Below are 26,963 nucleotides of genomic sequence, written 5' to 3' on the forward strand. Positions count from 1 at the left end.
GGATCCTGCGTCCGTGACGGAGCGTGACTCCGTCCACACAGCCAGGTGCAGGGCCGTCGGTCCGTCGAGTCGGGGCACCCCAACCGGGCGGGGGGTTGGACCCGGGACGGGCCCGGGAGCCCAGTAGACAACGGAATTCCGCGCTCGCCGCCGACGAGACGGGTCCGGTCCGAAGGGTTTCCGGGCCCTCTTCCCGTTCCCGTGCACAGGGCCGTCTGCGCGCCGGGTGGTCCCGTCGGCCACGGGATCACCCTGCCGCCCCCGCTTTCCGCCGTGCCGTGATGACCTGAGCGCGCCCGTGGGGCGGTAGCGTTTCCGCAAGCAGGCGATCGGCGAGGGAGACGCGCAGTGGTGCAGGAACGAACGGGCCCACCGTCCACGCCCCCCGCCCCCGTGCCCGCCCCCGTGTCTGACTCCGTGCCCGCCCCCGTGCCCGACTCTGTGTCCGACTCCGTGCCCGGCGACGACGCCGACAGCCCGTCCGGCACCGTGGACCGCGCCCCCGGCGAGCCGGGCCCGCCCGCGCCGCCCGCCGCCGGCCGCGGGCGGTCGCGGCGCGACGCGGCGATGCGCGCCGCGGTCATGTCCGCCGGGAGCCTGCTGCTCTACCTGGCCTTCCCGCCGCTCGGCTGGTGGCCGTGCGCGCCGCTCGGCCTCGCCCTGATCGCCGCCTCCCTGCACGGCGCCGGGCCCCGCCGCGCCGCCTGGCTCGGCTACCTGGGCGGCCTGGTGTTCCTGTTCCCCGCGCTCGCCTGGGTGCGGACGGTCGGCGACGACGTCTGGCTGATGCTCGTCGGCGTCGAGAGCCTGTTCTACGCCGCGCTGGCCGTGGCCGCCGCGCTGGTTCTCCGGCTCAAGTGGTGGCCGCTGTGGTTCGCCGCGCTGTGGGTGGCGATGGAGTGGCTGCGCGGCCTGGTGCCGATCGGCGGCTTCCCGTGGGCGCGCGTGGCCTTCAGCCAGGGCGAGTCCGTGTTCACCCCGTACGCCGCGCTGGGCGGCGCGCCGCTGGTGTCGTTCGCCGCCACCCTCTGCGGCACGCTGCTCGCGTACGCGGTCCTGCACCGGCCCGCGCCGGGCCAGAAGGCGGCACTGCGGCGGGTCGCGCCGGTGGCGCTCGCGCTGGCCGTGCCGCTGCTCGGCCTGGCCGTGCCCCGCCCCGGCGACGAGGGCCGCACCGTCAACGTCGGCATCGTGCAGGGCAACGTGCCCGGCCGGGGCATGGACATCTTCGGCGACGAGCCCGCGATCGTGATGAAGAACCACGCCGACGGCACCCGGCGCATCGCCCAGGCCGTCCGCGAGGGCAGGCTGCCCAGGCCCGACATCGTGGTCCTGCCGGAGAACTCCACCGACATCGACCCCTTCCGCGACGCCTACGCGTACCGGACCATCGACGAGTCGGTCAAGGACGTCGGCGTGCCCACGCTGATCGGCGCCGTCGTGGCGATCGGCGACGACCGGCGCGCCACCCGCAGCCTGGTGTGGGACCCGGTCACCGGGCCCGGCGCCCACTACGACAAGCAGCGCCTGGTCCCCTTCGGCGAGTACACGCCGTTCAAGGAGCTCGTGCTGGCCCTGTGGGACCGCGCCGCGCTGGTCGGCAGGCAGTCGGTGGCCGGCACCGTGCCCGGCGACCTCAAGCTCGGGCCGGTCACCGTCGGCGCCGTCAACTGCTACGAGGTGGCCTACGACGACACCGTGCGCGGCACCGTGCGCGCCGGCGGCACCCCGCTCGTCGTGCAGACCAACAACGCCACCTACGCGCAGTCCAACCTGCCGGCGCAGCAGCTCGCCATGTCGCAGCTGCGCGCCGTCGAGCACAACAGGGCCGTGGTGACCGCCGCCACCACCGGGATCTCCGCTTTCGTGACACCGGACGGTAAGGTCTCCTGGCAGACTCGCGAGCTCGTGGCCGACCAGACGGTGGTGACCGTGCCGATACGCACCGAACACACCATCGCCACGAGGGTCGGCGCGCTGCCGGAGTGGGCATTGATGGTGATGGGTGCGGCGGCCGTCGGAGTCGCCGTGTGGCGCAGACGGCGGGACGACCGGATGGGGAACGACTGACGATGGAGACTCTCGGGCGGGTGCTGGTCATCGTCCCGACCTACAACGAGCGCGACAACCTGCCGAGGATCGCCGAGCGGCTGCGGGCCGCGGTGCCCGGCGCGCACCTGCTGGTGGCCGACGACAACAGCCCCGACGGCACCGGCAAGATCGCCGACGAGCTCGCCTCCGGCGACGACCACGTGCACGTCCTGCACCGGCCGGCCAAGCAGGGGCTCGGCGCCGCCTACATCGCCGGGTTCCGCTGGGGGCTGGACGAGGGCTTCGACGTGCTGGTCGAGATGGACGCCGACGGCTCCCACCAGCCCGAGGAGCTGCACAAGCTGCTGGAGGCGCTGGCCGACGGCGCCGACCTGGCCATCGGCTCCCGCTACGTGCCGGGCGGCCGGGTGATGAACTGGCCGGCCTCCCGCGAGTTCCTGTCCCGGGGCGCCAACGTCTACACGCGGCTCATGCTGGGCCTGCCGGTGCGCGACGCCACCGCCGGCTTCCGCGCCTACCGGGCGGCCACCCTGGAGAAGATCGGGCTGGCCGACGTGGAGTCGCAGGGCTACTGCTTCCAGGTCGACCTCACGCTGCGCGCCGCCCGCCACGGGCTGCGGGTGGCCGAGGTGCCGATCACGTTCGTCGAGCGCACGGTCGGCACGAGCAAGATGAGCGGCCGCGTCATGGGCGAGGCGTTCTGGCGCATCGCCCAGTGGGGCGTCACCGGGCTGCCCGCCCGCATGCGCCGCCGGCGCGGCTGAGCGGGCGCGGCTGAGGCTGGGCGGGCGTGCCTGGGCGGGTGTGCCTGGGCGGGCGTGGCTGGGGGTAAGGCGCCACGCGGCGGCGGGCGCGGAACGCATCGGGGCCGCCGCGCGTTGTCCGTGATGTAGACGTGTGCGGAATCGAGGGCGAACGATGCGGCTTGTGCTATTCCTGGCCTTCCTGCTGGTGCCGGTGCTGGAGATCTGGCTGCTCATCCAGGTGGGCTCCGTCATCGGCGGCTGGCAGACGGTCGGCCTGCTGGTCGCGGCGAGCCTGCTGGGCTCGTGGCTGATCCGGCGCGAGGGCCGCAGGGCGTGGCGCAGCCTCCAGGAGGCGCTGCAGTCGGGGCGGATGCCGGAGCGGGAGCTGGCCGACGGCGGGCTCATCCTGGTGGGCGGCACGCTGCTGCTCACGCCGGGCTTCTTCAGCGACGTGGTGGGCCTGCTGTGCATCCTGCCGATGACCCGGCCGCTGATGCGGCGGCTCGGCGCGTACTTCTTCCAGCGGCGGATCAAGAAGATGGCGGCGGCCTCGCCGTACGCGAACCTCTTCACGGCCGCGCCGGGCGCGGTGCCGGACGGCGACCCGTTCGCCGGCCCCGCGCGCAACGGCCAGCACGCGCAGAACGGCCAGCACGGGCAGCACGGTGGACCGGGCAAGGTCGTGCACGGCGAGGTCATCCGGGAAGACTGAGGCCGGGGACGCAGGCAGAGAAAAACCCCCGGGCCGTCAGCCCGGGGGTTTCACCGTGAGAGGTCGTCAGGCGCTCTTGCGACGCTGGGCCCTCAGGACCGCCAGCCGCTCGTTGAGCACCTCTTCCAGGTCTTCGATGGACCGCCGCTCCAGGAGCATGTCCCAGTGTGTCCGCGGGGGCTTCGTCTTCTTCGATTCCGGCTGCTCGCCGTCGACCCGGACCGCGGTGGCGCCGCACATGCGGCACTCCCAGGTCGCGGGGATCTCGGCCTCGGCGGCAAGCGGAACCTCGAAGCGATGGCCCTTCGGGCAGGTGTAGGACACCTCCTGGCGGGGGGCCAGATCCGTGTTACGGTCGTTCTCGTAGCTGGTTGCCCCGAGCCGGGTGCCACGAAGCGCGCGCTCGCCCATGTTTCAATGCCTCCTACAGGGCCCCCATACGTGGGGGGTCTGTCTCCCACGGTGTGTAACGCTTGGTACCGTGATGGGATTCCCACCTGCGGGGTGATCCAATCGCGCAACGGCCCGGCAGTTGGACGCGGCGTCCATGAAGTGCGGCCGGCGGGCACGGGCGCGAGGGCCCTGCCGCGGCTCCCACCAGCGGCGGCGTTCCCCAGCACTGTGAGTCCTGAAAGTGAACTGGCATGGGTTCACTTCGTCAACGCTCCTATGCTGGGCCCGTGAACAGGTTCGGGGACATGCACTGCTCCATCGCCCAGGCCGTCGGCGTCGTCGCCGAGCCGTGGACTCCGCTCATCCTGCGCGACCTCTTCCTCGGCGTGCGCCGCTTCGACGACCTGGCCGAGGACCTGGGCATCTCGCGCAACCTGCTCACCAGACGGCTGGACCACCTCGTGAGCGCGGGCGTGGTGGAGCGGCAGCCCTACCAGGACCGGCCGCCGCGCCACGAGTACGTGCTGACCGAGGCGGGCCGCGACATCGTGCCGGCGCTCATCACGCTCATGTCCTGGGGCGACCGGTGGGCCACGCCGCCCGGAGGGCCGCCCGCGCTGCTCGTGCACTCCTGCGGCCAGCAGTTCACCCCGGTCGTCACCTGCCCGCACTGCGGCGGCGAGGCCAACGCCGAGACCGTGCTGGCCGTGCGGGGCCCCGGCGCCGCCCAGGGGCCCGGCACGATGGTCCTGGCGGCTCCCTAGACCCTCGTTAGATCTTCGAGGGCACCTCGTTGCCCGCGGCGCGGATGGCCTTGGGCAGGTTGACCAGGGCCAGCAGCACGAAGCCGAGCACGAAGAAGACGATCATCGACAGGATCGCGATGCGGTAGCTGTTGGTGAACTGCAGCGCGAGCGTGATCGTGAGCGAGCCGATGAAGGCCGAGCCCTTGTCGCTGATCTGCAGCAGGCTGAAGTACTCGGCCTCCCGGCCCTTCGGGATGACCTGCGAGAACAGCGAGCGCGACAGCGCCTGGCTGCCGCCCAGCACGATCGCGATCGCGAACGCCATCAGGTAGAACTGCAGCGCCTCGCCCTCCCGCACGAACAGCGCGGCGATCACGATGACCGTCCACACCACCAGGCTGGCCAGCACCGTGTTCTTGGTGCCGAACCGCCGGGCCAGCCGGCCGAGCAGCAGCGCGCCGAAGAACGCCACGAACTGCACCATGAGGATGGCGGTGATCTGCACTTCCTGTTCGAGCTTGAGCGCCTCGGAGGCGAAGGCGGCGCTGTTGCCGATGACGGTCTGGATGCCGTCGTTGTAGACCAGGTACGCCACCAGGAACAGCAGCGTCAGCGGGTAGCGGCGCAGCTCCCTGAGCGTGCGGCCGAGCTGGCGGAAGCTGCCGCCCACGGAGGACAGCGCGGTGTGCTCGTGGGCCGGGACGGGGCGGTTGCGCAGCCGCAGCAGCGGCACGATCGTGAACGTCGCCCACCACAGCCCGGCCGACATCATGGCGATGCGCACCGCGTGCCCCTCTTCCAGGCCGAGGCTCGCGTGGTTGAGGAAGAGCACCAGGTTGAGCGCCAGCAGCAGGCCGCCGCCCAGATAGCCGATGGCCCACCCGCGCGAGGAGACGCGGTCGCGCTCCTCGGCCGTGGAGATCTGCGGCAGGAACGAGTCGTAGACGACGATGGAGGCGCCGTAGGCCAGGTTGGCGACGACGAACAGCACGCCGCCCAGCAGGTAGCGGTCGCCCTCGACGAAGTACAGGCCCATCGCGGCCAGCGCGCCCGCGTAGGCGAAGGCGCCGAGCATCTCCCGCTTGCGGCCGGTGTGGTCGGCGAGCGCGCCCACGATCGGCAGGAAGACGATCTGCAGCAGCACCGCCGCGGTCGTGATCAGCCCGAAGTACGCGGCCGGGCGGATGTCCATGCCGAGCACGTCCACGTAGCCGAGCCCGGGGCCGGCCGCGGCCAGCTCGTCGAAGGTCTCGACGCAGGTGGCGGCGGCGACCTGCGGGAAGTCCTTGGCGCACGCCGCGGTCTTGGCGACCGGGATCAAATACGGGCCGAGGAAGACCGAGATGACCGTGGTGTAGAAGGCCGAGTTGGCCCAGTCGTAGAAGTACCAGCCGCGCTGCTCGCGCCTGCGGGCGGCGGGGGAGGCACCAGTGGGGTCCGCGGGGGGTGCGGGTACGGACAAGAGTCGCTCCTAGGCGGCCATGCGGCCGGGATGCCACTGCCCGCGCTCTTCCAGCACGGTGCGCAGCCCGGTGATGTTGTCGGTCATGATGCCGTCGACGCCCAGATCGAGCAGGCGCTCCATCCGCGCGGCGTCGTTGATCGTCCACACGTGCACCTGCATGCCGATGGCGTGCGCCGTACGGACCAGGCTGCGCGTGGTGACGGGCAGCCCGCGGAAGCCGATCGGGACCTGCGCGCACGGGATGCCCGCGCGCACCAGCCGGGCCAGCAGCCGGCCGTAGCCGGAGGTGGAGGCGGCGGCGCGCAGCGCGGCCACGCCGCGCGGGCCGAGCGCCGAGCAGACCTCGCGCCCGATCGCGGCCCGGGCCAGCGCCAGCCGCTCGTCGGAGAACGACGTCAGGCAGACGCGGTCGTAGGCGCCGGTGCGGCGGATCGCCTCGGCCAGCGGCGCGATCGCCGCGGCCTCCTTGACGTCGATGTTGAACCGGATCTCCGGCCAGGTGCCGAGCAGGTCCTCCAGCAGCGGGATCTCGTGCTCGCCGCCGATGCGGGCGCGCCGCACGGCGCTGTAGGGCAGCTCGGCGATGCGTCCGCGCCGGTCGGTCACCCGGTCGAGGGTGTGGTCGTGGAAGGCCAGCAGGACCCCGTCGGCGGTCGCGTGCGCGTCGGTCTCCAGGTAGGTGTAGCCGAGCCGCACGGCCCGCTCGAAGGCCGCCGCCGAGTTCTCCGCCCCTTCGGCCGCGCCGCCGCGGTGGGCGAACGCCAGGGGCGCCGGGTGGTCGAGGAAAGCGAAGCGACGGCTGAGCACGACCTGAGTATGCCTTCCGCGAATGAACAACGGGGTTACGAATCGGGGAGATTCTGCCATTCCTGGCGTCGCGCCTCGGCGAGCGCGATGGCGGCGGCGACCGCCACGTTGAACGAGCCGACGCGCCCCACCTGCGGGATGTAGCAGACGCCGTCGGCGGCGTCGAGCAGCGCGGGGGAGCAGCCGTGGTCCTCGCTGCCGACCACCAGGCACACGTCGCGGCCGAGGTCGGCCCTGTGCAGGGGGACGGCCTCGGCCGTCAGCTCGATCGCCAGCACGGTGAAGCCGTCGTCCCTGGCGGCCTTGACCGCCTCGGTCGCGGGCATCGCCTCGTGCCAGGTGACCAGCCGGTCGGTGCCGAGCGCGGTCTTGCCGGCCTTGGGGTTGGTCGGCGGGGTGGCGTTGCCGGCCAGCCAGATCTGGTCGACGCCGAACGCGGCCGCGCTGCGGAAGATCGAGCCCACGTTGAACGGGCCGGTGACCGACTCCAGGATCAGCCCCAGGCGGTTGCCGGTGTTGCGGCGCCAGGTGCGGTTGAGCCGCTTGACGTCGGTGGGGCGCAGCTGCCTTCTCATCGTTGCACCTTCAGGATTCGGTAGGCGGCCCGGGAGGCCTCGCGGGAGGCCTGCCAGCCCTGCTCGCCGAGCCAGCGCTGCAGGGAGTCGGAGCCGAGGTGTTTCTGGACGACCAGGTAGGCGGCGCCGCCGGGAGCCAGCCGGGACAGCCACCTGGTGAGCATCTCGTGCAGCGCCGCCTTGCCGATGCGGATGGCGGGGTTGGACCAGATCGCCTGGAACGTCACGTCCTCCGGCATCTCGTCGGCGTGCACGGGCCGTACTTTGTAAAGGCGCGCGGCCTGGGCGTTGCGCTCGGTGAGCTCCAGGCTGCGCCGGTTCACGTCGACGGCCCACACCGTCGCCCCGGGCGCCCGCGAGGCCATCGTCAGCGCGATCGGGCCGTAGCCGCAGCCCAGGTCGAGCAGGTCGCCCTCCTGGGGTGGCGGCGGGACCGTCTCCAGCAGGATGCGCGTGCCGGTGTCGACCCGCTCCGGCGAGAACACGCCCCTGTCGGTCTCCAGCCGCAGGTGCAGGTCGGGCAGCACCAGGTCGACGGAGCCGGGCTTGCTGGCGGTCTCGGGACGCTCGGAGAAGTAGTGGGCCACGTGGGGAAACGTTACGGGATCCGGGTGCCGAACAAGACCGCGGCGCCCGCGACCAGCAGGCCGAGCACGAGCGCGGCGACGATGAACTGCTGGGTGATCTCCTGCTTGACCAGCTTGTAGCCGAGCGAGGTGCCGATCTGCTCGTAGACCTCGCGCAGCTCGCTGCCGGACTCGGCCGTGTAGGCGCGCCCGCCGGTGCCGTCGGACAGCTGCTGGAGCGTCTGCTTGTTGACGGGCACGTTGACGGGCCTGCCGTCGATGGAGACGGTGCCCTCCTGGGTGCCGTAGGCGATGGTGGAGACCGGGATGTGCGCCTGCGTGGCGGCGTCGGTGGCCTCCTTGACCGAGCGGCCCGAGGTGTTGTCGCCGTCGGACAGCAGCACGATCGCGGCGGGCGGCGGGTCGGTGGCGGCGTCCTGGTCGAAGGAGCGCACCGATTCGAGCGAGTTGAACACCGCCTCGCCGATCGCGGTGCCGGGCCGGGTGGACAGGTTGCCGATCGCGGTCACCACGGCGCCGTGGTCGGTGGTGGGGGAGATCAGCACGTTGGCGGAGCGGGCGAAGGCGACGACGCCGACGTTGAACCGGTCGGGCAGCTCGCGGACGAAGGACTGGGCGGCGGACTTGGCGGCGGTGATGCGGTTGGGATCGACGTCGCCGGCCTCCATGGACAGCGACACGTCCAGGGCGATCATGATGGTGGCCCGGTCGCGCGGCACCCGTACCTCGTCGGCGGGGCGGGCCGCGCCGAGGACGAGCAGCGACATCATGACGAGGAACAGCGCGGGCGGCACGTGCCTGCGCCAGCCGGGGCCGGCGGGGGCGACCAGGTTGAGCAGCGCCAGGTTCGTGAAGCGGACGGTGTAGCGGCGGCGGAAGAACTGCGCGGCCACGTAGCCGGCGGCCAGCAGCAGCACCAGCACCGACAGCCAGAGCCAGGCCGGCGACAGAAAAGTCACGGGGTCACCTTCCGGTGTGCCAGGTGGCGGGTGCGCCGCTGGCGCAGGACGAACTGCGCGACGTCGAACACCCAGTCGCGGTCGGTGCGCAGCACCAGGTGGGCGACGCCGGCGCGGCGCAGGGCGGCGCGGGTGCCCTCCCGTTGCAGCGCCGCGGCCTCGGCATAGGCGCGGCGTACTTTGGGCGAAAGGTGCACTTCGCGTACGTGCCCGGTCTCGGGGTCGGCGAACGCGACGCGGCCCACGTCGGGAAGTTCGAGCTCGCGCGGGTCGACGATCTCCACGGCCAGCACCTGGTGGCGGGCGGACAGACGGCGGATGGGGCGCTCCCAGGGGCGTTCGGCGTCGGGGTCGAGGGAGGGGCTGGCGTCGAGGAAGTCGGAGACGATCACGCGCATGCCGCGCCGCCGCCGGGTGGCCGCCAGCACGTCGATGCCCTCGGCCAGGTCGGGCGCGTCGGGGACGGCGCGTCCGCGCGGGGCGTCCATGAGCGCGGACAGCAGGCCGTACAGGGCGGGGCGGCCGGTGCGGGCGGGCATGCGGTGGATGAACTCGTCGTGGATGACCAGGGCGCCGAAGCGGTCGCCCATCCGGCTGGACAGGAAGCCGAGCGCGCCGACGGCGGCCACGACCAGGTCGCGCTTGTCGCTGTCGGCGGTGCCGAAGTCCATGCTGGGCGACAGGTCGGCCAGCGCCCACGTCTCCAGCTCGCGGTCGGCGACCAGGTCGCGCACGTGCGGCACGGTCGTGCGGGCGGTGACGGCCCAGTCCATGCGGCGCACGTCGTCCTCGCCCGGCACGTAGACGCGGCTGTCGCCGGCCTCGCTGCCGGTGCCGGGCAGCAGGCCCTGGTGGGCGCCGTGCAGGAGCCCGTCCAGGCGCCGGGTGACGACCAGCTCCAGCTTGCGCAGGGCCTGTTCGGCGGTGCTCACCGGTTCTGGTTCCACACGACGAGGGGCGGCGGGACGGCGTGCAGGATCTGGCGGACGACCTGCTCGGGGTCGACGCCGTCGGCCAGCGCGTCGAAGGTGAGCATCAGCCGGTGCGCCATCACGTCCACGGCCACGTCGCGCACGTCGTCGGGCAGCAGGTAGTCGCGGCCGCGCAGCACGGCCAGGGCGCGGCCGGCGGAGACCAGGCCGAGGGTGGCGCGCGGGCTGACGCCGATCTCGATCGTCTCGGCCAGGTCGGCCAGGCCGTAGTCGGAGGGCGCGCGGGTCGACATGACGAGGCGGACCACGTAGTCGGCGACGAGCTGGTGGACCGAGACGTTCTCGGCGGCCTCCTGGAGCGCCAGCAGCCGCTGCGGGTCGAGGACGCGGTCGGGGGCGGGCGGGGTGACGCTCATCCGGTGCAGGATCTCCAGCTCCTCGTGCGCGGTCGGGTGCGGCACCCGTACGCGGAACAGGAAGCGGTCGCGCTGGACCTCCGGCAGGGGGTAGACGCCCTCGGACTCGATCGGGTTCTGGGTGGCCAGCACGATGAAGGGGCGGGGCAGCGGATGGGTGACCCCGGCGAGCGTGACCTGGCGTTCGGCCATGACCTCCAGCAGCGCCGACTGCACCTTGGCGGGGGCACGGTTGATCTCGTCGGCGAGCAGGAAGTTGACGAACACCGGGCCGAGCTCGACGTCGAACTTCTCGTTGGACGGGTGGAAGACGCGGGTGCCGACGATGTCGCTGGGCACCAGGTCGGGTGTGAACTGGATACGGGCGAACGTGCCGCCCACGACGGTGGCCAGGGTGGAGGCGGCGAGGGTCTTGGCGACGCCCGGAACCCCTTCCAGCAGGCAGTGGCCGCGTGCCAGCAGGGCCACGACCAGTCTCTCGACCATGTGCTCCTGGCCGACGATGACCCGCCGGACCTCGTCGAGGGCCTGACGCAGCACCGCCGCGTCCGTTCCGCCTGGCTGCTCTTCGGCGTCGCTCATGACGCTATTCCACCAAAGGCGCCGCAAACGTGCACGACGCCACGTCTGTGCTTTCATGGCAGATGTGGCAAGTCCGCTTCAGTTCGGTGATCCGCCACGGCTCGGGCCGTTCGCGGTGCAGGCCCGCCTGCACGCGGCCCCGGCCGGTTTCGTCTATCTGGGGCAGGGGCCCGACGGGCGCGCGGTCTCGCTGGCCGTGCTGACGCGCGGCGCGGCGTTCGACGCGGCGGCGCGCGAGCGGTTCGTGACCGCCGTGCGCGAGGCGGCGCCCGCCGAGCAGGCGGGCGTGCGCGGCTGGCTCGGGCGCGCCGGCAGGTCGCGGTCCGCAGTGGTGGACGACGCGCCCGCGGTGCTGGGCATGAACACCGGGCGGGCGCCCTGGGTGGCGGTGCCGTACGCGCCGGGCAAGGCGGGGGCCGAGCGGTTCCTGGAGCCGGTCATGGTGGGCGGCACGCTGATCGGGCAGGCACACGGCCCGGACTTCGTCCCGTACTGGCTGACCGACCGCGCGCCCGCGCTGGCCCCGCCGGTGCGCAAGCGGCCGCTGACCGAGACGCGCAAGCGGGTGCTGATGGCGGCGCTGGCGGTGCTCGTGCTGCTTCTGCTGATGACGGTGATCGCGCTGCTCATGCTGGTGCGCTCCGACAACAGCGACCCGATGCCGCGCCAGCTCCCGCCGACGCAGTTCCTGCCGAGCCCGCCGCCGACGCCGGCCACGCCGGAGCCGCAGCGGCCGAGCCCGTCGCCGACGCCCGAGCCGACGCGCAGCGGCGAGACGCCCGGCCGTTCGCCGGGGGACGGCGACCCGGAGAACCGGCAGCTCTGATCGATTTGAGCCTGACGTCGCGTGAGGCTCTAGCGTCAGCGCCATGAAGTTCATCGTTCACGACACGGTCTCGGCGATGGCCGGGATGCTGAAGGGGCCGCGGGAGAAGCGGCCCGACGCGCTGCGCGAGATGCTGGCGCCGATGTGGGCGGCCTCCCGCGTGCCCGTGCCGGCCGACCTCGTCGACATGCACCACCAGGCCGGCGGGTTCCGGGCGGACGCCGACGATCCGCGCTACCTGGAGGCGCTGGAGAGGCTGGCCCGGCAGGACGTGCTGGGGCAGATCGAGAGGGAACTGGAGCGGGCCTCCGAGGCGCTGGGACACCTGGAGCAGGAGGAGCGGATCCAGGTGATGTTCGTGCTCGGCGATCCGGACAACGACCATCTGATGAGGGTGGCCGCCGGCTACTACGGGATGGGCGGCATCCCCGGGTGGCTCTACCTGCTGGCGTGGCCGTCCGACGAGGTCATCGGGCGGATCGGGCACCTGGCGGTGCACGAGTTCCACCACGCCGTGCGTTTCACCACGGTCGAGTGGCACCCGGTCGAGGTGACGGTCGGCGAGCACGTGATCAGCGAGGGGCTGGCCGAGGCGTTCGTGCGGGAGCTGTCGGGGGCCGAGGCGATGGGGCCGTGGTCGTCGATGGTGACGGGGGAGGAGTACGAGCGCGCGCGGACGAAGATCATGGCCGACTTCGAGCTGGCGGGCATGCAGCACACCTCCGCGTACGTGCTGGGCGACAGTGCCATGCGGCTGTTCGGCCAGGAGCCGCGCGGCATTCCGGATATGGCGGGATATTCGGTGGGGTTGTCGCTGGTGGACGAGATCATCGAGGCCACCGGCATGACCGCCGCCCAGCTCAGCGGCCTGCCCGTCGCCGAGCTCATGCGGCTGCGCGCTCAGCGCGGCGAGACGAAGCCCGACTCGTAGGCGGCGATGACCGCCTGAGTGCGGTCACGGGCGCCCAGCTTGGCGAGCACGTTGCCGACGTGCGTCTTGACCGTCTCCGGGCTGACGGTCAGCTCGGCGGCGATCTCGCCGTTGGACAGGCCCTTGGCCATCAGCCGCAGCACGTCCCCCTCCCGGCCGGTCAGCCTGCCGATCCCGGGCACCTCGGTGACCGGGCGGCGACCGGCCAGCGCGCGGATGGCGGCCGGGAACAGCAGCGTCTCCCCGGCCGCCACCAGCTTGACCGCGCGCACCAGCTCGTCCGGCCTGGTCCGCTTCAGCAGGAACCCGTCCGCGCCCGCCCGCAGCGCGTCGTAGACGTAGTCGTCGTTCTCGAACGTCGTCACCACCAGCACCTTCGGCGGGTCGTCCAGCGCCACCAGCCGCCGCGTGGCCTGGATGCCGTCGACGTCCGGCATCCGCACGTCCATCAGCACCACGTCGGGCCGCTCCCGGCGCACCACCGGCAGCACCGCGGCCCCGTCGGCGGCCTCCCCGACCACGCTCAGCTCCGGCTCGGAGTCGAGGATGACGCGCAGCCCCGCGCGGATGAGGTCCTCGTCGTCGGCGATCACGACCCTGATAGTCATGGATGCGACCGTAGCGGCAGCCGCACCCGGACGTGCCAGCCGCCCTCCCGCGGACCCGCGTCCATCTCGCCGCCGAGCAGCCGCACCCGCTCCCGCATCCCGGCCACCCCCCTGCCGCCGCCTCCGGGCCTGCCCCGGTCGGGCTCGCCGCCGCCGGTCCGGTTGACGACCTCCAGGTGCAGCGCGTGCTCCCGTACGCCGACCGTGACGTCCACGGGCGGGCGGCCGTGCTTGATGGCGTTGGTCAGCGCCTCCTGGACGATCCGGTACGCCTCCCGGGACACCGACCCCGGGACCGCGGCCAGGTCGCCCGCCTCCAGCCGCACCGGCACCCCCGCCCCGGCCACCAGCTCGGGCAGCCGCGCCAACGTGGCCGCGGGCTCCCTGCTCCGGCCGGCGCCCTGGTCGTGATCGTCCGCCGGCCGGTCGCGGTCGTCGGGCCGGTCGTCGTCGGGCCGGTCGTCGGTGGGCCGGTCGTTCGCGGGCCGGTCGTTCGCGGGCCGGTTGCTCGCGGGCCGGTCGTTCGCGGGGCGGTCGTCCTCGCGGAGGAGGCCGAGGACGTGGTCGAGGTCCTCCAGTGCGGAGCGGGCCGACTGCTCGATGGCCGACAGGGCCGTACGCGCCAGGGCGGGGTCGCGGTCGAGGACGCGGCCGGCCGCGGCGGCCTGCAACGTGACCACGCTCAGCGCGTGCCCCACCGAGTCGTGCAGCTCGCGGGCCAGCCGGTTGCGCTGGGCCAGCGTACGGGCGTGCTCCTCGGCGGCGGCCAGCCGTTCGGCGGGGGTGGGGCCGAGCAGCGGGGGCGCCAGGCGGGCCAGCAGCGCCGCCGACCAGTGGACGAGCAGCACGAGCAGCACCAGCAGCGCCACCCCGGCGGCGGCCCAGCCGACGGCCTGCCACCCGCCGTCGACGCGGTAGCCGAGCATGTCCGGGGCGCCGCCGACGAACGGCAGCGCCAGCGAGACCACCGTGAACGGCACGACCGCGAGCGTGAAGCCGCTGGCGAGCCCGCCGACGGCCAGGTGCAGCGTGTACCAGGCGGCCGTGCGCCGTCGCTCCTGCCAGGACCGCCGCGCCCCCGGCACCCCCGGCTCGACCCGGACGCCCAGCAGGCCCTCGGCCGCGCTGATCTCCAGCGAGCGCACCGGCAGGAACAGCCCGGTGAGCGCCACGACGGGCAGCACCGCGGCGAAGACGCCGATCTGGGTGGGGAGCAGCACGCTGGCGGTCTGGTCGCCGCGCAGGATGCCGGAGACCAGCACGCCGACCATCATGTACGGCATCAGCAGGGCCCCGCCCAGGATCAGGCACGACCAGCGCCGGGCCAGCGATCGGTTCCATCTCACATCGGCGATTGTATGTCGACCTTTATTCGCTCTCGGTGGAATGCGCTTTTAGAGAAATGCGCCGCCAGCGAAAAGATTCCTTAATTCACGAAGACCGGGTCTAACGTCGTCGATGTAAAACGGCACCACCAGAAAGGGCGAAGCCCATGACGGAGACTCTGCGCGCGCAGTGGCCTGACCAGCTCAATCAGCGCCTGCTCAAGGAGCGCATCCTCGTTCTCGGCCAGGAGGTCGACGACGACATTTGCAACCGGCTGTGCGGTGAGCTGCTATTGCTGGCAGCCGAGGATCCGACCCGCGACATTACGCTTTACATCAATTCGCCGGGCGGTTCGGTGACTGCCGGGATGGCGCTCTACGACATGATGCAGTTCGTGCCGTGCGACGTGGCGACGGTCGCGATGGGGTTCGCCGCGTCCATGGGGCAGCTCCTGCTCTGCGCCGGCGCGCCCGGCAAGCGCTACGCGCTGCCCAACTCGCGCGTCGTCATGCACCAGCCGCTCGGCGGCATCGGAGGCTCGGCCGCCGACATCCAGATCCAGGCCGAGAACATGCTCCACACCAAGCGGCGGATGGCCGAGATCATCGCCCACCACACGGGCCAGCCGCTGGAGCGCATCCAGGCCGATTCCGACCGCGACCGCTGGTTCACCGCCCGGGAAGCCCTGGAGTACGGCTTCGTCGACCACATCGCCGAAGGGACCAACTGACATGAGCGGACGCTACGTGCTGCCCTCGTTCACCGAGCGCACCTCCTACGGGGTCAAGGAGCTCAACCCGTACAACAAGCTCTTCGAGGACCGGATCATCTTCATCGGCACGCCGATCGACGACACCTCCGCCAACGACGTGATGGCACAGCTCCTGACGCTCGAGTCGATCGACCCCGACCGGGACATCAACATGTACATCAACTCGCCGGGCGGGTCGTTCACCGCCATGGCGGCCATCTACGACACCATGCAGTTCGTCCGGCCGGAGATCCAGACGGTCTGCATCGGCGAGGCCGCCTCGGCGGCGGCCGTCCTGCTCGCCGCCGGCGCTCCCGGCAAGCGCGCCGCGCTGCCGCACGCCCGGGTCCTGCTCCACCAGCCCGCCACCGAGGGCAGCCGTGGCCAGTCCAGCGACCTGGAGATCCACGCCCGCGAGATCCTGCGCATGCGTGACCAGCAGGAGGAGATCCTGGCCCGCCACACCGGGCGCAGCCCGCTGGAGATCAGGAAGGACATCGAGCGCGACCGCATCTTCACCGCCGAGCAGGCGCGCACGTACCGGCTCATCGACGACATCTTCGCCTCCCGCAAACGCGCCCTCACCCCGGCCCGCTAGCAGGCGTTCCGGGGATCGCCCCTGTCCTGGGCGCGGCCGGGGCGGGGCGGCCTCTCCGGCCCGCCGCGCCCCCGCAGGAGGCGGCGCGGCGTTGGGCAGTATCCGGGTGATTGGCGTGTAATGCCTGCCCTATACCCTTTTAAGGGCCCTTTTGGGGTTTGTCGGGGGAGCGGGGAGTCGGGTGTCGCTGGAACAGGTTCTGCTCCTGCTCGTCGCGGCGGCCGGCGCCGGCTGGGTGGACGCGGTGGTGGGCGGCGGCGGGCTCCTGCAGTTGCCGGCGCTGATGGTGACCGGCATCTCGCCGGTGCAGGCGATGGCCACGAACAAGTTCTCCTCCGTGTTCGGCACCGCCTCGGCCGCCGTCACGTACGCGCTGACCACGAAGTTCGACCGGGAGGTGGCGCTGCCGGGGGCGGCGCTCGCGGTGCTGAGCGCCGGGCTGGGCGCGTCGGCGGCGGCGGCGATCAGCGCGGAGGTGCTGCGGCCGGCGGTGATGGTGATCCTGCTCGGCGTGGCGGCGTTCGTGACGTTGCGGCCGGCGCTCGGCGCCACCGGGCAGCCGCAGCTGCGCACCCGGCGCCGGGTGGTGCTCGCGGTGGGCGTGGCGGGGCTGGGGATCGCGTTCTACGACGGGATCATGGGCCCCGGCACGGGGACGTTCCTGATCATCGCGTTCACCACGATCATCGGGCTGGACTTCGTGTCGGCGTCCGCCTCGGCCAAGATCATCAACACCGGGACGAACCTGGGGGCGCTGCTGGTGTTCGGCTGGCAGGGGCACGTGCTGTGGGGGCTCGGGCTGGGCATGGCGGCGTGCAACATCGCCGGGGCGCAGGTCGGCGCGCGGATGGCCATCCGGCGCGGCACCGGGTTCGTGCGGATCATCCTGCTGTGCGTGGTGGTCGCGATGGTGGCCAGGCTCGGCTGGCAGCAGTTCGCATAACGGACGCGTCCCTACAATGGCGGCATGCGCGCGAGCCGTCTGTTGTCGCTACTGCTGCTGTTGCAGACGCGCGGCCGCATGACGGCGACCGAGCTGTCGGCGGAGCTGGAGGTCTCGGTCCGTACGGTGTACCGCGACGTGGAGGCGCTGTCGGCGGCCGGGGTGCCGGTCTACGCCGACCGCGGCCCGGCGGGCGGCTACCAGCTGCTCGACGGCTACCGCACCCGGCTCAACGGGCTGACCGCCGAGGAGGCGTCGTCGCTGTTCCTGGCCGGGCTGCCGGGGCCGGCGGCCGAGCTGGGGCTGGCCGAGGTGGCGGCGAACGCCGAGCTGAAGCTCCTGGCCGCGCTGCCGCCCGAGCCGCGCTCGCACGCCTCGCGGATGCGCGAGCGGTTCCTGCTGGACGTGCCCGGCTGGTACCGGGGCGCCGACGACGTGCCGCACCTGACCGAGGTGTCGGAGGCCGTGTGGGATCAGCGCCCGCTGCGGATGACCTACCGGCGGTGGGGGCAGCAGGTGGTCGAGCGGCTGGTGCACCCGTATGGGCTGGTGCTCAAGGGTGGCACCTGGTACATGGTCGCGGCGCCGCCCGGCGGCAGCCCGCGCACGTACCGGGTGTCGCGGGTGCTGACGGCCGAGACGGCGCCGGGGCGGTTCGAGCGGCCCGAGGGGTTCGACCTGGCGGAGTTCTGGCAGGCGTACGCGGCCGAGTTCCGGCAGCGCATGTACACCGCCGAGGCGGTGATCAGGCTGGCGCCCGGCACGGAGGACATGCTGGCGTACACAATGGGCGCCGAGGTGGTCACGGCGGCGCTGGAGGCGGGCGGCGAGCCCGACGCCGAGGGCTGGCGCACGCTGACCGTGCCGGTCGAGTCGATCAGGCACGCCCGCTGGCTGCTGCTGCGCATGGGCGCGGACGTTGAAGTGCTCGGCCCGCCCGAACTGCGCGGCCTCATGGCGGAGGCGGTCACGGCCCTCGGAAAAATGTACGGATAATCCGGTTTCGTTCTGGCACGATGGCCGCTTATGTATCTACTAGCTTTCATCGGCGCGTGCGTGCTGGTGGCGATGGTGCCCGGGGTGAGCACCGCCGTCATCCTGCGCCAGACGGTCAGATCGGGGCGCGGCTCCGGACTGTCGGCCACGCTCGGCAACGAGACGGGCATCCTGGCGTGGGGCCTGGCCGCCGCGTTCGGCCTGTCGGCGCTGCTGCTCGCCTCGCAGCTGGCCTACGACGTCATGCGGATCACCGGCGCGGTCGTGCTCGTGGTCATGGGCGCGCAGTCGCTCTGGCAGGCCCGGCGCGGCGCGCCCGAGCCCGGGCCGGCCGACGCGCTCGTGCCGTCCGCCGCCGGTCACCGCAGGTCCTACCTGCTCGGGCTGGGCACCTGCCTGGCCAACCCCAAGGCGGCGGTGTTCGCGATGTCGTTCCTGCCGCAGTTCGTGCCGCAAGGCCGGAACGTCCCGCTCACGCTGGTGACCCTGGCCGTCGTGTGGGTCCTCGTGGACCTGCTCTGGTACACCGCGCTCATCTGGGCCGTCGCGCAGGCCAAGGACATGCTGGGACGCCCGGTGGTGCGGCGATGGCTGGAGCGGATCTCCGGTGTCGTCCTCATCGGACTGGGCATGCGACTGGTCGTGGAGGCCAAATGACGATCTGGTACGAAGAAGCGGGCACCGGCGAGCCGGTCGTGCTCCTCGCGTCGAGCGCCGCCGACGCCGGCATGTGGGACGCCCAGTGGGAGCCGCTGGCCGAGCGGTTCCGCGTGATCAGACTCGACTACCGCGGCTTCGGCCGCACCCCGTACGCCGCCGACGCGCCCTACAGCGACGCGGGCGACGTGGCCGACGTGCTCGCCACGCTCGGCGTGGAGCGGGCCGCGCTCGTCGCCTCCTCCTACGGCTGCCGGGTCGCGCTGCAGCTCGGCGCCATGGCGACCCGGCTCGTGCTCATGAACCCCGGCTCCGACCTGCCCAAGACGCCCGACGTGCTCGCGTTCGGCGAGGAGGAGGACCGGCTGCTGGAGCTCGGCGACGCGCAGGGCGCGGCCGAGCTGAACGCCCGCACCTGGCTCGGCCCCGAGGCCGACGAGGCCACCAGGCAGCGCGTGACCGAGATGCAGCGCCACGCCTTCACGATGCAGCTCGCGGCCGACCCCGAGCCGTCGCAGTTCGAGCCGGACTTCTCGCTCGCCGACGTCAAGGCGCCCGCGCTGATCGTCACCGGCCCGTACGACCTGGAGCACTTCCGCCAGAGCGCCCGCTACCTGGCCACCGAACTGCCGGACGCCCGGCTGCTCGAACTCGACTGGGCCGGCCACCTGCCCGCCCTCGAACGGCCGCAGGAGGTCACCCGGCTCCTGCTGGACTACCTTTAGTGCATGACGAACGATCTGGCGACACTGCTGCGGCAGGCCCAGGACGACGACCCGATCCGGGCACTGGAGGCCACGACCGCGCTGCGCCATGAGATCGAGCGCATCGAAGCGGTCCAGGTCCGGCGCGCCCGCGTGGCGGGCCTGGCGTGGGCCCAGATCGCCCACGCGATCGGCGTCAGCAAGCAGGCCGTGCACAAGAAGTACGGCAAACGCTAGGCCGACCGGCCTCGTCGGCGTTCCCCGGCGCAGCCGCGCCCGACCACGCGGCTGCGCCGAGCTCGTTCGTTACGCTGGGGCATCGGGTGATGACACTGAACATCCTGGAGGCACCGGTATGCCCGCGCAGCTCGGCTACTTCACGTTGTCCGTGACGGACCTGGATCGGGCCGCCGCTTTTTACGGGGCGCTGTTCGGGTGGGAGAGCAGGCGGGAGCACGAGACGTACCTGCATGTCACGAACACGACGGTGCCGATGGGGTTCGTGCCGGGCGGGCCGTCGTCGCAGCCCAACCTCTACTTCCACGTAGTCGACCTCGACGCCGCGATCGAGCGGGTGCGCGAGCTCGGCGGCAGCACCGGCGACGTGATGGACAGCAAGTCGGGCCGGGGCTGCACGTGCACCGACGACCAGGGCACGGTCGTCAGCCTGTGGCAGCCCGCCCCCGGCTTCGGGTGAGCACACGGGTGAGCGCGGGTGAGGACACGGGTGGTCAGTCGGGCGCCTTGACCGTGGCGATGCCGAGCGTGCTGGTCATCGGCAGCAGCCCGGACCCGAAGACCGGGCCGAGCACCGGCCCGATCAGCTTCGCCAGCCGCGCCGCGCCTTCCTCGCCCAGCTCGCGCCACGGCCCGGCGGCCAGCTCGTCGGTCATCCGCTCCACCTGGTCGCGCAGCTCGCGGCCGCGCGCGGTGGCCAGGCCGGCATCGTCGACGAGCCCGCGCGCGGCCAGCCGGTCCCGGGCCGCGCCCCACTCCTCGGCGCTCCAGCCGCGTCCGGCGAAGTTCTCCACCGGCGCCGCGCCGATCGCCGCGAACGACACCAGCGACTCGCACGGGTCGAGCCCGGCGGCCAGCAGCGCGGCCAGGTGGCCGTCGCCGCGGTGCTCGCGCAGGACGGTGGCGGCGTGCCACAGCGCCAGGTGCGGCTCGTCCGGCCACGGCAGGTCCAGGTTGGCGGCGGCGAGCGGCCGCCCCGCCGCCGTCACGCTCCGGGCGGCGCGACCGGCCAGCTCGGCGGCCTCCGCCAGCTCCGCGCCGTCCAGCGCGTCACCGAGCAGGGTCCGGTACGTCCGGTCCACCGCCCTGAGCCTGGCCCGCAGCACGTCGGCGGGGGAGGCGGTCTCCCAGGCGGCGGGGACGTGCTCGGCGACCATGCCGGGGCTGAAGCTGTAGCACGCGGAGGCGGCCGAACGGGTGCCCACGGCCCCGAGCGGGGCGAGCCGGTAGGCGAAGTACGCGGGCCAGCGCGACTCGACGTCGTAGCCGAGCGCCGCGGCCTCCTCGAACGCCTCCGGCGAGAAGTACACGATCGCGTGGATGGGCTCAAGCTGGTGCCACATGATGCGGGCAAGCTTCGACATGCCGAAATCCTCACTGTCTAGTTAAGGTATGACGGTGACGATAGAGGCGTGGCGCATCACTGGTCAATCCCAAATAGACAGTTATGTCGGGCGATGGGTGGAGCTGGCGGCCGTCCTGGTGAACACCTTCGTGATCACCCAGGCCCGGGGCCGCCCCACCGAGCGGCCCGACGGCGACGCCGCGCGCCTGGCCGCCGTCGCCGAGGCCGCAGGACCCGGCCACGGGCAGGTTCCCGCCGACGCCGCCGGGCTGGCCGCCGTCGCCGCCGAACTGCACCCGGCGTTCACCGGCGACCCCGGCGCGGCCGCCGGGCTGAACGCGATGCTCGTGCGGCACGGCGCCGTCCCCTGCCTGTACGGGGACCCGCCCATGCTGGGCTTCCACGCCCGCGACGCCGCGCCGGTCGACGCCTGGGCCGCCAGCACGGGCACCGCCCTCGCCATGGTCATCGGCGTCGGCCAGGGCGTGCGGCTGCGCTCGTGCGAGGCGGCCGGCTGCGACCTGGTCTTCTATGACGTCACCCGCAACGCCTCCCGCCGGTTCTGCGGCCTGTCGTGCCAGAACCGCGCCAAGGCCACCGCCTACCGGGCCCGCCGCCGCGCCTAGGGCTCCCGCCTGTCCCCCGGCGGGCGCGTCCGCCGCCTGCCTGAGGCCGCCCGTCCCCCGGCGTCCGCGTCCGCCGCCGAACGCGGACGGAAGCCGGCCGCGATCCCTCCTAACGTCGGCGCCACCACGGAAGGAGAACTCTCATGACCATTCTCGTCTCGGGCGCGACGGGCAACGTGGGCCGCCCGCTGGTCGAGCAGCTGCTGGCCGCCGGGCACCCGGTGCGGGCCCTCACCCGCGACCCGGCGAAGGCCGGGCTGCCGGCGGGCGTGGAGGTGGTGGCCGGGAACCTGGCCGACGCCGGCAGTCTCGCCGGCGCGTTCGCCGGTGTCACCGCCGTCCACCTGATCAGCTTCGACGCCTCCGACTACCGGCCGCTGGCGAACGGCCCCGAGCTGGTGGACCTGGCGATCCGCTCGGGCGTGCGCAGGGTGACGGTGCTGAAGGGCGGCGTGGGCAAGAGCCCGCTGGAGGAGGCGATCGAGGCCAGCGGGCTGGAGTGGACGTACCTGGCGCCGGTGGAGTTCATGTCGAACGCGCTGGAGTGGGCCGGGCCGATCGCCGCCGAGGGGGTGGTGCGTGACGGGTTCGCCGGGTCCAGGAGCGCGATGGTGCACGAGGCGGACATCGCGGCCGTGGCCGCCGCCGCGCTGACCGGCGACGGCCACGCGGGCCAGGAGTACTGGCTGACCGGCCCGGAGGCGCTGACGCCGCCGGACAAGGTGCGCGTGATCGGCGAGGTGCTGGGCCGTGAGCTGCGCTTCGTCGAGCTGAGCCGTGACGAGATGGTGGAGCGGTGGCGCGCCGAGGGCTACTCGGACGAGGACGTGGACTTCTTCCTCATGGTGCGCACCGACCCGCCCGTGGACGGCTCCACGGTGCTGCCCACGGTCGAGGAGGTCACCGGCCGCCCGGCCAGGACGTTCGCGCAGTGGGTGGGCGAGCACGCCGCCGCCTTCGCCCCGCAGCGGTAGGCAAATGAGGAGGAGGGGCGCGCACCGGCCGCGCCCCTCTATACGCCGATATTTCGCCCTTTACAAGTTCTTGTCATGCAATGAAACGGGTGTTACCTCTTGCGGAGGCGCGTGGCACACGCGCCTTCTGGCGTGCAGGAGGACAACGGTGTCAGCAAAACCCTGGTTACGCAGCACTCTTCTGGTCGTCGCCCTGACGGCCTCGGCCCTGCCCCTGGCGGGCGCCGCCCACGGTGAGCCCGGCGAAACCGGTCAGCCCGGCGCGCGGGCCGCCGAGGTCCACGACTTCCAGGGCGAGAGCCACGGCAAGCCCGACCTGGACAACCGGCGGGGCACGGTCCCGCCGCCCGCCGGGGTCGCCCGCAGCGCGGCGGCGGACGGCGTCCGCTGGAACGCGCTCGGCACCCCGGCCGTCGTGACCGGCGCCGAACCGCTGGCCGAAGGGCTCGGCGCGGACCCCGAACAGGCCGCGCGCGCGTACCTGAAGGCCAACGAGGCGCTCTTCGGCCTGTCCGGCGCGTCGGTGGACGCGCTCGAACGCATCGCGGTCAACCCCATCGGCGAGGGCCACGCCGTGCTGCTGCGGCAGCGGTTCGGCGACCTGCCGGCCGGCGTGGACGGCATGGTGGCCGTGGGCGTCTCCGGCGGGAAGATCCGTCATGTCACCTCGTCGCTGTCGCGCGACACGGCCGCGCCGCCCGCCGCGGCGATCAGCGAGCAGCAGGCGCTGGAGATCGCCGCCCGGGACGGCGGCATCGACCTGGCCAAGGCCACCACCAAGAAGGTCACCAAGGTGGCCGTGCCCGCGGCCGACGGCGTGCACAGCGCCTACCAGGTCGTCCTGATCGGCGGCGACCCGGAGGAGGCCGCCGCGTACACCACGCACGTGGACGCCGTCAGCGGCGCCGTGCTCGTCCGGGAGAACCTGGTCGACCACCACGCCGATCCGGACAACCCGAGCTGGGCGGCGTTCCCGGCCAACCCGCCCGCCGACTACTCCTCCGCCGACACCCGCGACATCTGGTGCCACGCGGCGGGCCCCGGCTGCGACTACGTCGTCGGCGGCGACCCGGCCACGGGCAAGGCGTGGGACGTCGACCACGCCACCGGCACGCCGACCGGCACCAGCAAGGGCAACGCGGCGCACACGTTCGAGAACCGGGCCAGCGGCGACCCGTTCACCGTCGGCACCCGCTCCAACGTGGCCACGCCCGGCCGCGACTACGTCTACCCGTGGCGCAACACCTGGTACGAGGCCAAGTGCGACCCGGCGATGTTCGACCAGCCGGGCGAGAACGACCTCGAGGCGTCCATCGCCAACCTGCACGCCATGCACAACCGCATGCACGACTGGTCCTACCGGCTCGGCTTCACCGAGACCGCGTGGAACATGCAGGACGACAACGGCGAGCGCGGCGGGCTCGGCGGCGACCCCGAGCTGGGCAACGCCCAGGCCGGGGCCCGCGTGCTGAGCGTGCGCGACAACGCCAACCAGATCACCGGCCCCGACGGGGTCGCGCCGATCACGAACATGTACCTGTGGCAGCCGATCGCCGGCGCCTTCTACGCGCCCTGCGTGGACGGCGACTACGACATGTCGGTCATCGGGCACGAGTACAGCCACGCGATCTCCGGCCGCATGATCGGCGGCCCGAACGCCGGCTGGAGCGGCGCCCAGGCGGGGGCCATGAACGAGAGCACCTCCGACCTGTTCGCCATGGAGTACCTGTTCGAGTACGGGTTCCGCCCGCGCGGCGACACCCCGTACGTCACCGGCGGGTACGTCACCGGCGACGCCACGCGCGGCATCCGCAACTACGACATGTCGAAGTCGCCGCTCAACTACAGCGACGTCGCCTACGACATCGTCGGCCAGCAGGTGCACGCCGACGGCGAGATCTGGACCGCCACCCAGTACGACGTGCGCGCCGCGTTCGTCAAGCGCTACGGCAAGGGCAGCGCCAGGCAGCAGAAGGCGTGCGCCGACGGCCGGACCCCGGTCGAGCGCTGCCCGGGCAACCGGCGCTGGGCGCAGCTGTCGTTCGACGCGCTGCTGCTCATGGCGTCCGGCGCGGTCAGCTACGTCGACCACCGTGACGCGCTGCTGGCCGCCGACACCATCCGGTTCGGCGGCAAGAACCACGACATCATGTGGCGCGCGTTCGCCGAGCACGGACTGGGCGAGGGCGCGTCCAGCAACGGGCCGAACGACCCCGACCCGGTGCCCAGCTTCGCCGACCCCGAGGGCAAGAACGGCAAGCTGCGGCTCAAGCCGCTCGGCGAGGCGAAGGACGCGGCGTTGCGGCTCTACGTCGGCGACTACGAGGCCCGCGCGGTCCCCGTCGCCGACACCGATCCGGCCACCGAGCTGGGCGACACCGTCACGATGACGCCCGGCGTCTACGACTTCGTGGTCGCCGGTGACGGGTTCGGGCACCGGCGGCTGAAGTTCGTCGTGGTCGGCGGCGTGACGCTGCCGCTCCCGCTGCCGCTGACCCGCAACCACGCCTCCGCGTCCGCCGGCGCCGCCGCCACCGGCGACGGCGTCAACCACGCCAAGCTGATCGACGAGACCGAGGCGACGAACTGGGCCTCGCTGACCGGCGCCCCGGCGGGCAAGGCGGTCACGGTGGACCTCGCGGGCGACGAGCCCGTCAAGATCCGCCGGGTCCAGGTGAGCGCGATGCTCAGGCCCAACGTCGGCGACCCCGCCGACCCGGGCGGCCAGAACCGGTTCTCCGCGCTGCGCTCCTTCGAGGTGCTCGCCTGCCAGCAGGACTGCGCGGACCCGGCGAACTTCACGAAGATCTACACCAGCCCCGCGGACGCGTTCCGGACCGCGCTGCCGCGGCCCCGGGGCGCCGACCTGCTCATCGAGTCGTTCCGGGTGCCCGCCACGACGGCGACGCACCTGATGCTCCGCACGCTCACCACCCAGTGCACCGGCAACCCGCTCTACGCCGGCGAGCAGGACGCCGATCCCAACTCCGCGACGGACTGCGCCACGGCCAGCCCGCAGCGGGACCAGGTGCGGGCCGCCGAGTTCCAGGCGTACTCGTACTAGAGAACCAGGGGGGTGAGGCCCGCGCGGGCCTCACCCCGTCCGGCTCAGCCCAGTGCGGACCGGACCGCCTCCTCGGTGCGGGCGATCACCGTGGGGCCGTCCTCGGCCGTGATGATGGGCCGCTGGATGAGGATCGGGTTCGCCGCCAGCGCCGCGACCCAGCGGTCGCGGCTGCCGGCGTCGCGCGGCCAGTCGTCCAGGCCCAGCTCCGCCGCGCGGGGCTCGCCGGTGCGGGTGATGTCCCACGGTTCGAGGCCCAGCCGGGCCAGCACCTGCCGGATCTCGCCCTCCGTGGGCGGGTCGTCCAGGTAGCGGCGCACGGTGTACGCGGCCCGCTCCGCGTCCAGCACCGACAGCGCGGAACGGCACTTCGAGCAGGCGGGGTTGATCCAGATCTCCATGCCGGAATCATCCCCCGGCCGCGGCCACCGCGGTGAGCAGGACGAGCACCAGCGTGGCGACGGCGAACACGCCGTGCGCGACGACGACGGCCACCGGGATGGCCGCCTCGGGCGCCGCCGTGCCGCGCGCCGGGATCCACCGGGCCAGCAGGACGAAGCCGAGTAGCGCCACCGGGACCAGGATGACGAGCGCCGCCCAGGCCAGCGCCGTCGCGCCGGTCACCAGGTAGGCGATCCAGACGACGAGGCCGGCGGCGGCCAGCAGGAAGTGGCCGGAGACGACGGGGACGGGGAAGCGGCCGGAGGCGTCGCCGCGGCGGCGCGAGAGCCAGCGCCCCAGCATGAAGAACCCGCCGAGCGCGGTGACGACCCAGGTGACGAGCGCTGTGGTGCTCATGGTGTCCTACTCCTTCTCACGATCGCTCCTCGTCACGATTGACGGAAGCCTTCGGCCTGCGTGGCCTCGTCGGCCACCCGGACGCCGTACCGGTAGGCGAGCCTGCCGCCCAGGGTCCCCGCCGCCGCCAGCCCGGCCAGCCCGGCCGCCGACAGCGCGAGCTGGCCCGCGCCCACCGCGTCACCGGGCAGGCGCCACGCCCACGCCGCCCCGAACACGGCGGTGACGGTCAGGGTCAGCCCCATGTGCGCCAGCGCCGTGCGGTAGGCCGGGGTGCCGGGCTCGATGGCCAGGAAGTCGAGGAACCCGAACGCGGCCGCCGCCAGGGCGCCGATCACGCCGATCGCGATCAGCCAGAGCGCGCCCTTCGCCAGGAACCCCGCGTCACCGGTCACGAGCGAGGCCAGGTCGAAGACCAGGCTCGTCACCCATGCGCCGATCGGCACGGTCACCAGCATCGGATGCAGCGGATGCCCGTACGGCCCCGCGAGCGGCGTCGAAGGACGCTTGGCCCGGAACAGCGGACTGGACATGGCCCACCTCCTATTTCACCAACGAGTTTTAGTGAAACTCCGCGCAGCCGTCAATAGGCTGGGATTGACGTACA

31 protein-coding genes are annotated in these 26,963 nt (G+C 72.8%); 17 read left to right on the top strand and 14 right to left on the bottom strand.

Annotated features, from left to right (window positions below):
• The first annotated feature begins 429 nt into the window (after window positions 1-429).
• The 3 genes from lnt to ACWDXC_RS13745 all read left to right on the top strand — a co-directional run bounded on the left by lnt (window position 430) and on the right by ACWDXC_RS13745 (window position 3,510).
• Window positions 430-2,070, top strand: coding sequence for an apolipoprotein N-acyltransferase (gene lnt, locus ACWDXC_RS13735; RefSeq protein WP_449981359.1), 1,641 nt, complete (start codon window positions 430-432; stop codon window positions 2,068-2,070).
• Between the two features lie 2 nt (window positions 2,071-2,072).
• On the top strand, window positions 2,073-2,816 hold the full coding sequence (locus ACWDXC_RS13740) for a polyprenol monophosphomannose synthase (RefSeq protein ID WP_049576627.1): 744 nt from the start codon (window positions 2,073-2,075) through the stop codon (window positions 2,814-2,816).
• A 154-nt stretch (window positions 2,817-2,970) separates the two neighbouring features.
• On the top strand, window positions 2,971-3,510 hold the full coding sequence (locus ACWDXC_RS13745; RefSeq protein ID WP_449981361.1) for an FxsA family protein: 540 nt from the start codon (window positions 2,971-2,973) through the stop codon (window positions 3,508-3,510).
• 66 nt (window positions 3,511-3,576) lie between these two features.
• On the opposite strand, the gene ACWDXC_RS13750 is transcribed toward ACWDXC_RS13745, so the two are convergent.
• Window positions 3,577-3,921, bottom strand: coding sequence for an RNA polymerase-binding protein RbpA (locus ACWDXC_RS13750; RefSeq protein ID WP_043625492.1), 345 nt, complete (start codon window positions 3,919-3,921; stop codon window positions 3,577-3,579).
• Between the two features lie 269 nt (window positions 3,922-4,190).
• Between ACWDXC_RS13750 and ACWDXC_RS13755 the strand changes: the two genes are divergently transcribed.
• Window positions 4,191-4,667: a winged helix-turn-helix transcriptional regulator gene (locus tag ACWDXC_RS13755; protein WP_308126151.1), complete on the top strand. Its 477-nt coding sequence runs from the start codon at window positions 4,191-4,193 to the stop codon at window positions 4,665-4,667.
• Between the two features lie 7 nt (window positions 4,668-4,674).
• On the opposite strand, the gene ACWDXC_RS13760 is transcribed toward ACWDXC_RS13755, so the two are convergent.
• The 7 genes from ACWDXC_RS13760 to ACWDXC_RS13790 are packed head-to-tail and all read right to left on the bottom strand — an operon-like array spanning window position 4,675 to window position 10,972.
• Window positions 4,675-6,111, bottom strand: coding sequence for an MFS transporter (locus ACWDXC_RS13760; RefSeq protein ID WP_449981363.1), 1,437 nt, complete (start codon window positions 6,109-6,111; stop codon window positions 4,675-4,677).
• Window positions 6,112-6,120: 9 nt separating this feature from the next.
• The gene (locus tag ACWDXC_RS13765; protein ID WP_308126152.1) at window positions 6,121-6,921 is read right to left on the bottom strand and encodes a glycerophosphodiester phosphodiesterase family protein; all 801 of its coding nucleotides are present in this window, start codon (window positions 6,919-6,921) and stop codon (window positions 6,121-6,123) included.
• Window positions 6,922-6,956: 35 nt separating this feature from the next.
• Complete coding sequence (locus ACWDXC_RS13770; protein ID WP_219517129.1) at window positions 6,957-7,496, bottom strand: TrmH family RNA methyltransferase; 540 nt, start codon at window positions 7,494-7,496, stop codon at window positions 6,957-6,959.
• On the bottom strand, window positions 7,493-8,083 hold the full coding sequence (locus tag ACWDXC_RS13775; protein WP_449981366.1) for a class I SAM-dependent methyltransferase: 591 nt from the start codon (window positions 8,081-8,083) through the stop codon (window positions 7,493-7,495). The genes ACWDXC_RS13770 and ACWDXC_RS13775 overlap by 4 nt, the downstream gene beginning before the upstream one ends.
• 11 nt (window positions 8,084-8,094) lie before the next feature.
• Window positions 8,095-9,042, bottom strand: a complete 948-nt coding sequence (locus ACWDXC_RS13780) for a VWA domain-containing protein (RefSeq protein ID WP_219517133.1) — start codon at window positions 9,040-9,042, stop codon at window positions 8,095-8,097.
• Window positions 9,039-9,974 (bottom strand): DUF58 domain-containing protein, encoded by a 936-nt coding sequence (locus ACWDXC_RS13785; protein ID WP_449981368.1) that lies wholly within the window; start codon window positions 9,972-9,974, stop codon window positions 9,039-9,041. Before ACWDXC_RS13785 ends, ACWDXC_RS13780 begins: the two co-directional genes overlap by 4 nt.
• Window positions 9,971-10,972 carry an AAA family ATPase gene (locus tag ACWDXC_RS13790; protein WP_219517136.1) on the bottom strand — a complete coding sequence of 334 codons (1,002 nt, stop codon included), beginning with the start codon at window positions 10,970-10,972 and terminating at the stop codon, window positions 9,971-9,973. The genes ACWDXC_RS13785 and ACWDXC_RS13790 overlap by 4 nt, the downstream gene beginning before the upstream one ends.
• Window positions 10,973-11,027: 55 nt before the next feature.
• On the opposite strand from ACWDXC_RS13790, the gene ACWDXC_RS13795 reads away from it, so the two are divergent.
• The gene (locus ACWDXC_RS13795; RefSeq protein WP_449981370.1) at window positions 11,028-11,798 is read left to right on the top strand and encodes a hypothetical protein; all 771 of its coding nucleotides are present in this window, start codon (window positions 11,028-11,030) and stop codon (window positions 11,796-11,798) included.
• Window positions 11,799-11,841: 43 nt separating this feature from the next.
• Entirely contained in the window at window positions 11,842-12,729 is an 888-nt protein-coding gene (locus ACWDXC_RS13800; RefSeq protein ID WP_449981372.1) for a DUF2268 domain-containing protein, read from the top strand.
• On the opposite strand, the gene ACWDXC_RS13805 is transcribed toward ACWDXC_RS13800, so the two are convergent.
• Together ACWDXC_RS13805 and ACWDXC_RS13810 are read right to left on the bottom strand one after the other, a co-directional pair.
• On the bottom strand, window positions 12,699-13,337 hold the full coding sequence (locus ACWDXC_RS13805; protein ID WP_219517140.1) for a response regulator transcription factor: 639 nt from the start codon (window positions 13,335-13,337) through the stop codon (window positions 12,699-12,701). The two genes, ACWDXC_RS13800 and ACWDXC_RS13805, sit on opposite strands and share 31 nt — an antisense overlap.
• Window positions 13,334-14,683, bottom strand: coding sequence for a sensor histidine kinase (locus ACWDXC_RS13810; protein WP_449981374.1), 1,350 nt, complete (start codon window positions 14,681-14,683; stop codon window positions 13,334-13,336). Before ACWDXC_RS13810 ends, ACWDXC_RS13805 begins: the two co-directional genes overlap by 4 nt.
• 146 nt (window positions 14,684-14,829) lie before the next feature.
• Between ACWDXC_RS13810 and ACWDXC_RS13815 the strand changes: the two genes are divergently transcribed.
• The 8 genes from ACWDXC_RS13815 (at window position 14,830) to ACWDXC_RS13850 (ending at window position 20,009) form a co-directional block, all read left to right on the top strand.
• Entirely contained in the window at window positions 14,830-15,393 is a 564-nt protein-coding gene (locus ACWDXC_RS13815) for a ClpP family protease (protein ID WP_449981376.1), read from the top strand.
• Window position 15,394: 1 nt separating this feature from the next.
• Entirely contained in the window at window positions 15,395-16,012 is a 618-nt protein-coding gene (locus tag ACWDXC_RS13820) for an ATP-dependent Clp protease proteolytic subunit (RefSeq protein ID WP_449981378.1), read from the top strand.
• A 181-nt stretch (window positions 16,013-16,193) separates the two neighbouring features.
• Window positions 16,194-16,955 carry a TSUP family transporter gene (locus ACWDXC_RS13825; RefSeq protein ID WP_449981380.1) on the top strand — a complete coding sequence of 254 codons (762 nt, stop codon included), beginning with the start codon at window positions 16,194-16,196 and terminating at the stop codon, window positions 16,953-16,955.
• A gap of 24 nt (window positions 16,956-16,979) precedes the next feature.
• Window positions 16,980-17,951: a helix-turn-helix transcriptional regulator gene (locus ACWDXC_RS13830; protein WP_449981382.1), complete on the top strand. Its 972-nt coding sequence runs from the start codon at window positions 16,980-16,982 to the stop codon at window positions 17,949-17,951.
• 30 nt (window positions 17,952-17,981) lie between these two features.
• Complete coding sequence (locus ACWDXC_RS13835) at window positions 17,982-18,608, top strand: LysE family translocator (protein ID WP_449981384.1); 627 nt, start codon at window positions 17,982-17,984, stop codon at window positions 18,606-18,608.
• The gene (locus tag ACWDXC_RS13840; RefSeq protein ID WP_357588255.1) at window positions 18,605-19,333 is read left to right on the top strand and encodes an alpha/beta fold hydrolase; all 729 of its coding nucleotides are present in this window, start codon (window positions 18,605-18,607) and stop codon (window positions 19,331-19,333) included. Before ACWDXC_RS13835 ends, ACWDXC_RS13840 begins: the two co-directional genes overlap by 4 nt.
• Window positions 19,334-19,336: 3 nt before the next feature.
• Entirely contained in the window at window positions 19,337-19,549 is a 213-nt protein-coding gene (locus tag ACWDXC_RS13845; RefSeq protein ID WP_219517150.1) for a hypothetical protein, read from the top strand.
• Between the two features lie 118 nt (window positions 19,550-19,667).
• Window positions 19,668-20,009 (top strand): VOC family protein, encoded by a 342-nt coding sequence (locus ACWDXC_RS13850; protein WP_449981387.1) that lies wholly within the window; start codon window positions 19,668-19,670, stop codon window positions 20,007-20,009.
• Window positions 20,010-20,043: 34 nt separating this feature from the next.
• Here the strand turns inward: ACWDXC_RS13850 and ACWDXC_RS13855 are convergent, their stop codons facing one another.
• On the bottom strand, window positions 20,044-20,913 hold the full coding sequence (locus tag ACWDXC_RS13855) for an SCO6745 family protein (protein WP_449981389.1): 870 nt from the start codon (window positions 20,911-20,913) through the stop codon (window positions 20,044-20,046).
• Window positions 20,914-20,941: 28 nt separating this feature from the next.
• Here ACWDXC_RS13855 and ACWDXC_RS13860 point away from each other — a divergent pair, with 28 nt between their 5' ends.
• From ACWDXC_RS13860 to ACWDXC_RS13870, 3 genes are all read left to right on the top strand, one after another.
• The gene (locus tag ACWDXC_RS13860) at window positions 20,942-21,520 is read left to right on the top strand and encodes a CGNR zinc finger domain-containing protein (RefSeq protein ID WP_449981391.1); all 579 of its coding nucleotides are present in this window, start codon (window positions 20,942-20,944) and stop codon (window positions 21,518-21,520) included.
• Window positions 21,521-21,663: 143 nt separating this feature from the next.
• The gene (locus ACWDXC_RS13865; RefSeq protein ID WP_449981393.1) at window positions 21,664-22,494 is read left to right on the top strand and encodes an NAD(P)H-binding protein; all 831 of its coding nucleotides are present in this window, start codon (window positions 21,664-21,666) and stop codon (window positions 22,492-22,494) included.
• A gap of 148 nt (window positions 22,495-22,642) precedes the next feature.
• Window positions 22,643-25,558 (top strand): M36 family metallopeptidase, encoded by a 2,916-nt coding sequence (locus ACWDXC_RS13870; RefSeq protein WP_449981395.1) that lies wholly within the window; start codon window positions 22,643-22,645, stop codon window positions 25,556-25,558.
• Window positions 25,559-25,602: 44 nt separating this feature from the next.
• Here the strand turns inward: ACWDXC_RS13870 and ACWDXC_RS13875 are convergent, their stop codons facing one another.
• Genes ACWDXC_RS13875 through ACWDXC_RS13885 form a run of 3 tightly spaced genes read right to left on the bottom strand, consistent with a single transcriptional unit; the run spans window position 25,603 to window position 26,889 of the window.
• Window positions 25,603-25,959: an arsenate reductase family protein gene (locus tag ACWDXC_RS13875; protein WP_364170440.1), complete on the bottom strand. Its 357-nt coding sequence runs from the start codon at window positions 25,957-25,959 to the stop codon at window positions 25,603-25,605.
• A 7-nt stretch (window positions 25,960-25,966) separates the two neighbouring features.
• Window positions 25,967-26,356: a hypothetical protein gene (locus ACWDXC_RS13880; RefSeq protein WP_449981397.1), complete on the bottom strand. Its 390-nt coding sequence runs from the start codon at window positions 26,354-26,356 to the stop codon at window positions 25,967-25,969.
• A gap of 32 nt (window positions 26,357-26,388) precedes the next feature.
• Window positions 26,389-26,889: a DUF2231 domain-containing protein gene (locus ACWDXC_RS13885; protein ID WP_449981399.1), complete on the bottom strand. Its 501-nt coding sequence runs from the start codon at window positions 26,887-26,889 to the stop codon at window positions 26,389-26,391.
• Window positions 26,890-26,963 lie beyond the last annotated feature (74 nt).

This window comes from Nonomuraea sp. NPDC003214 (assembly GCF_053590035.1).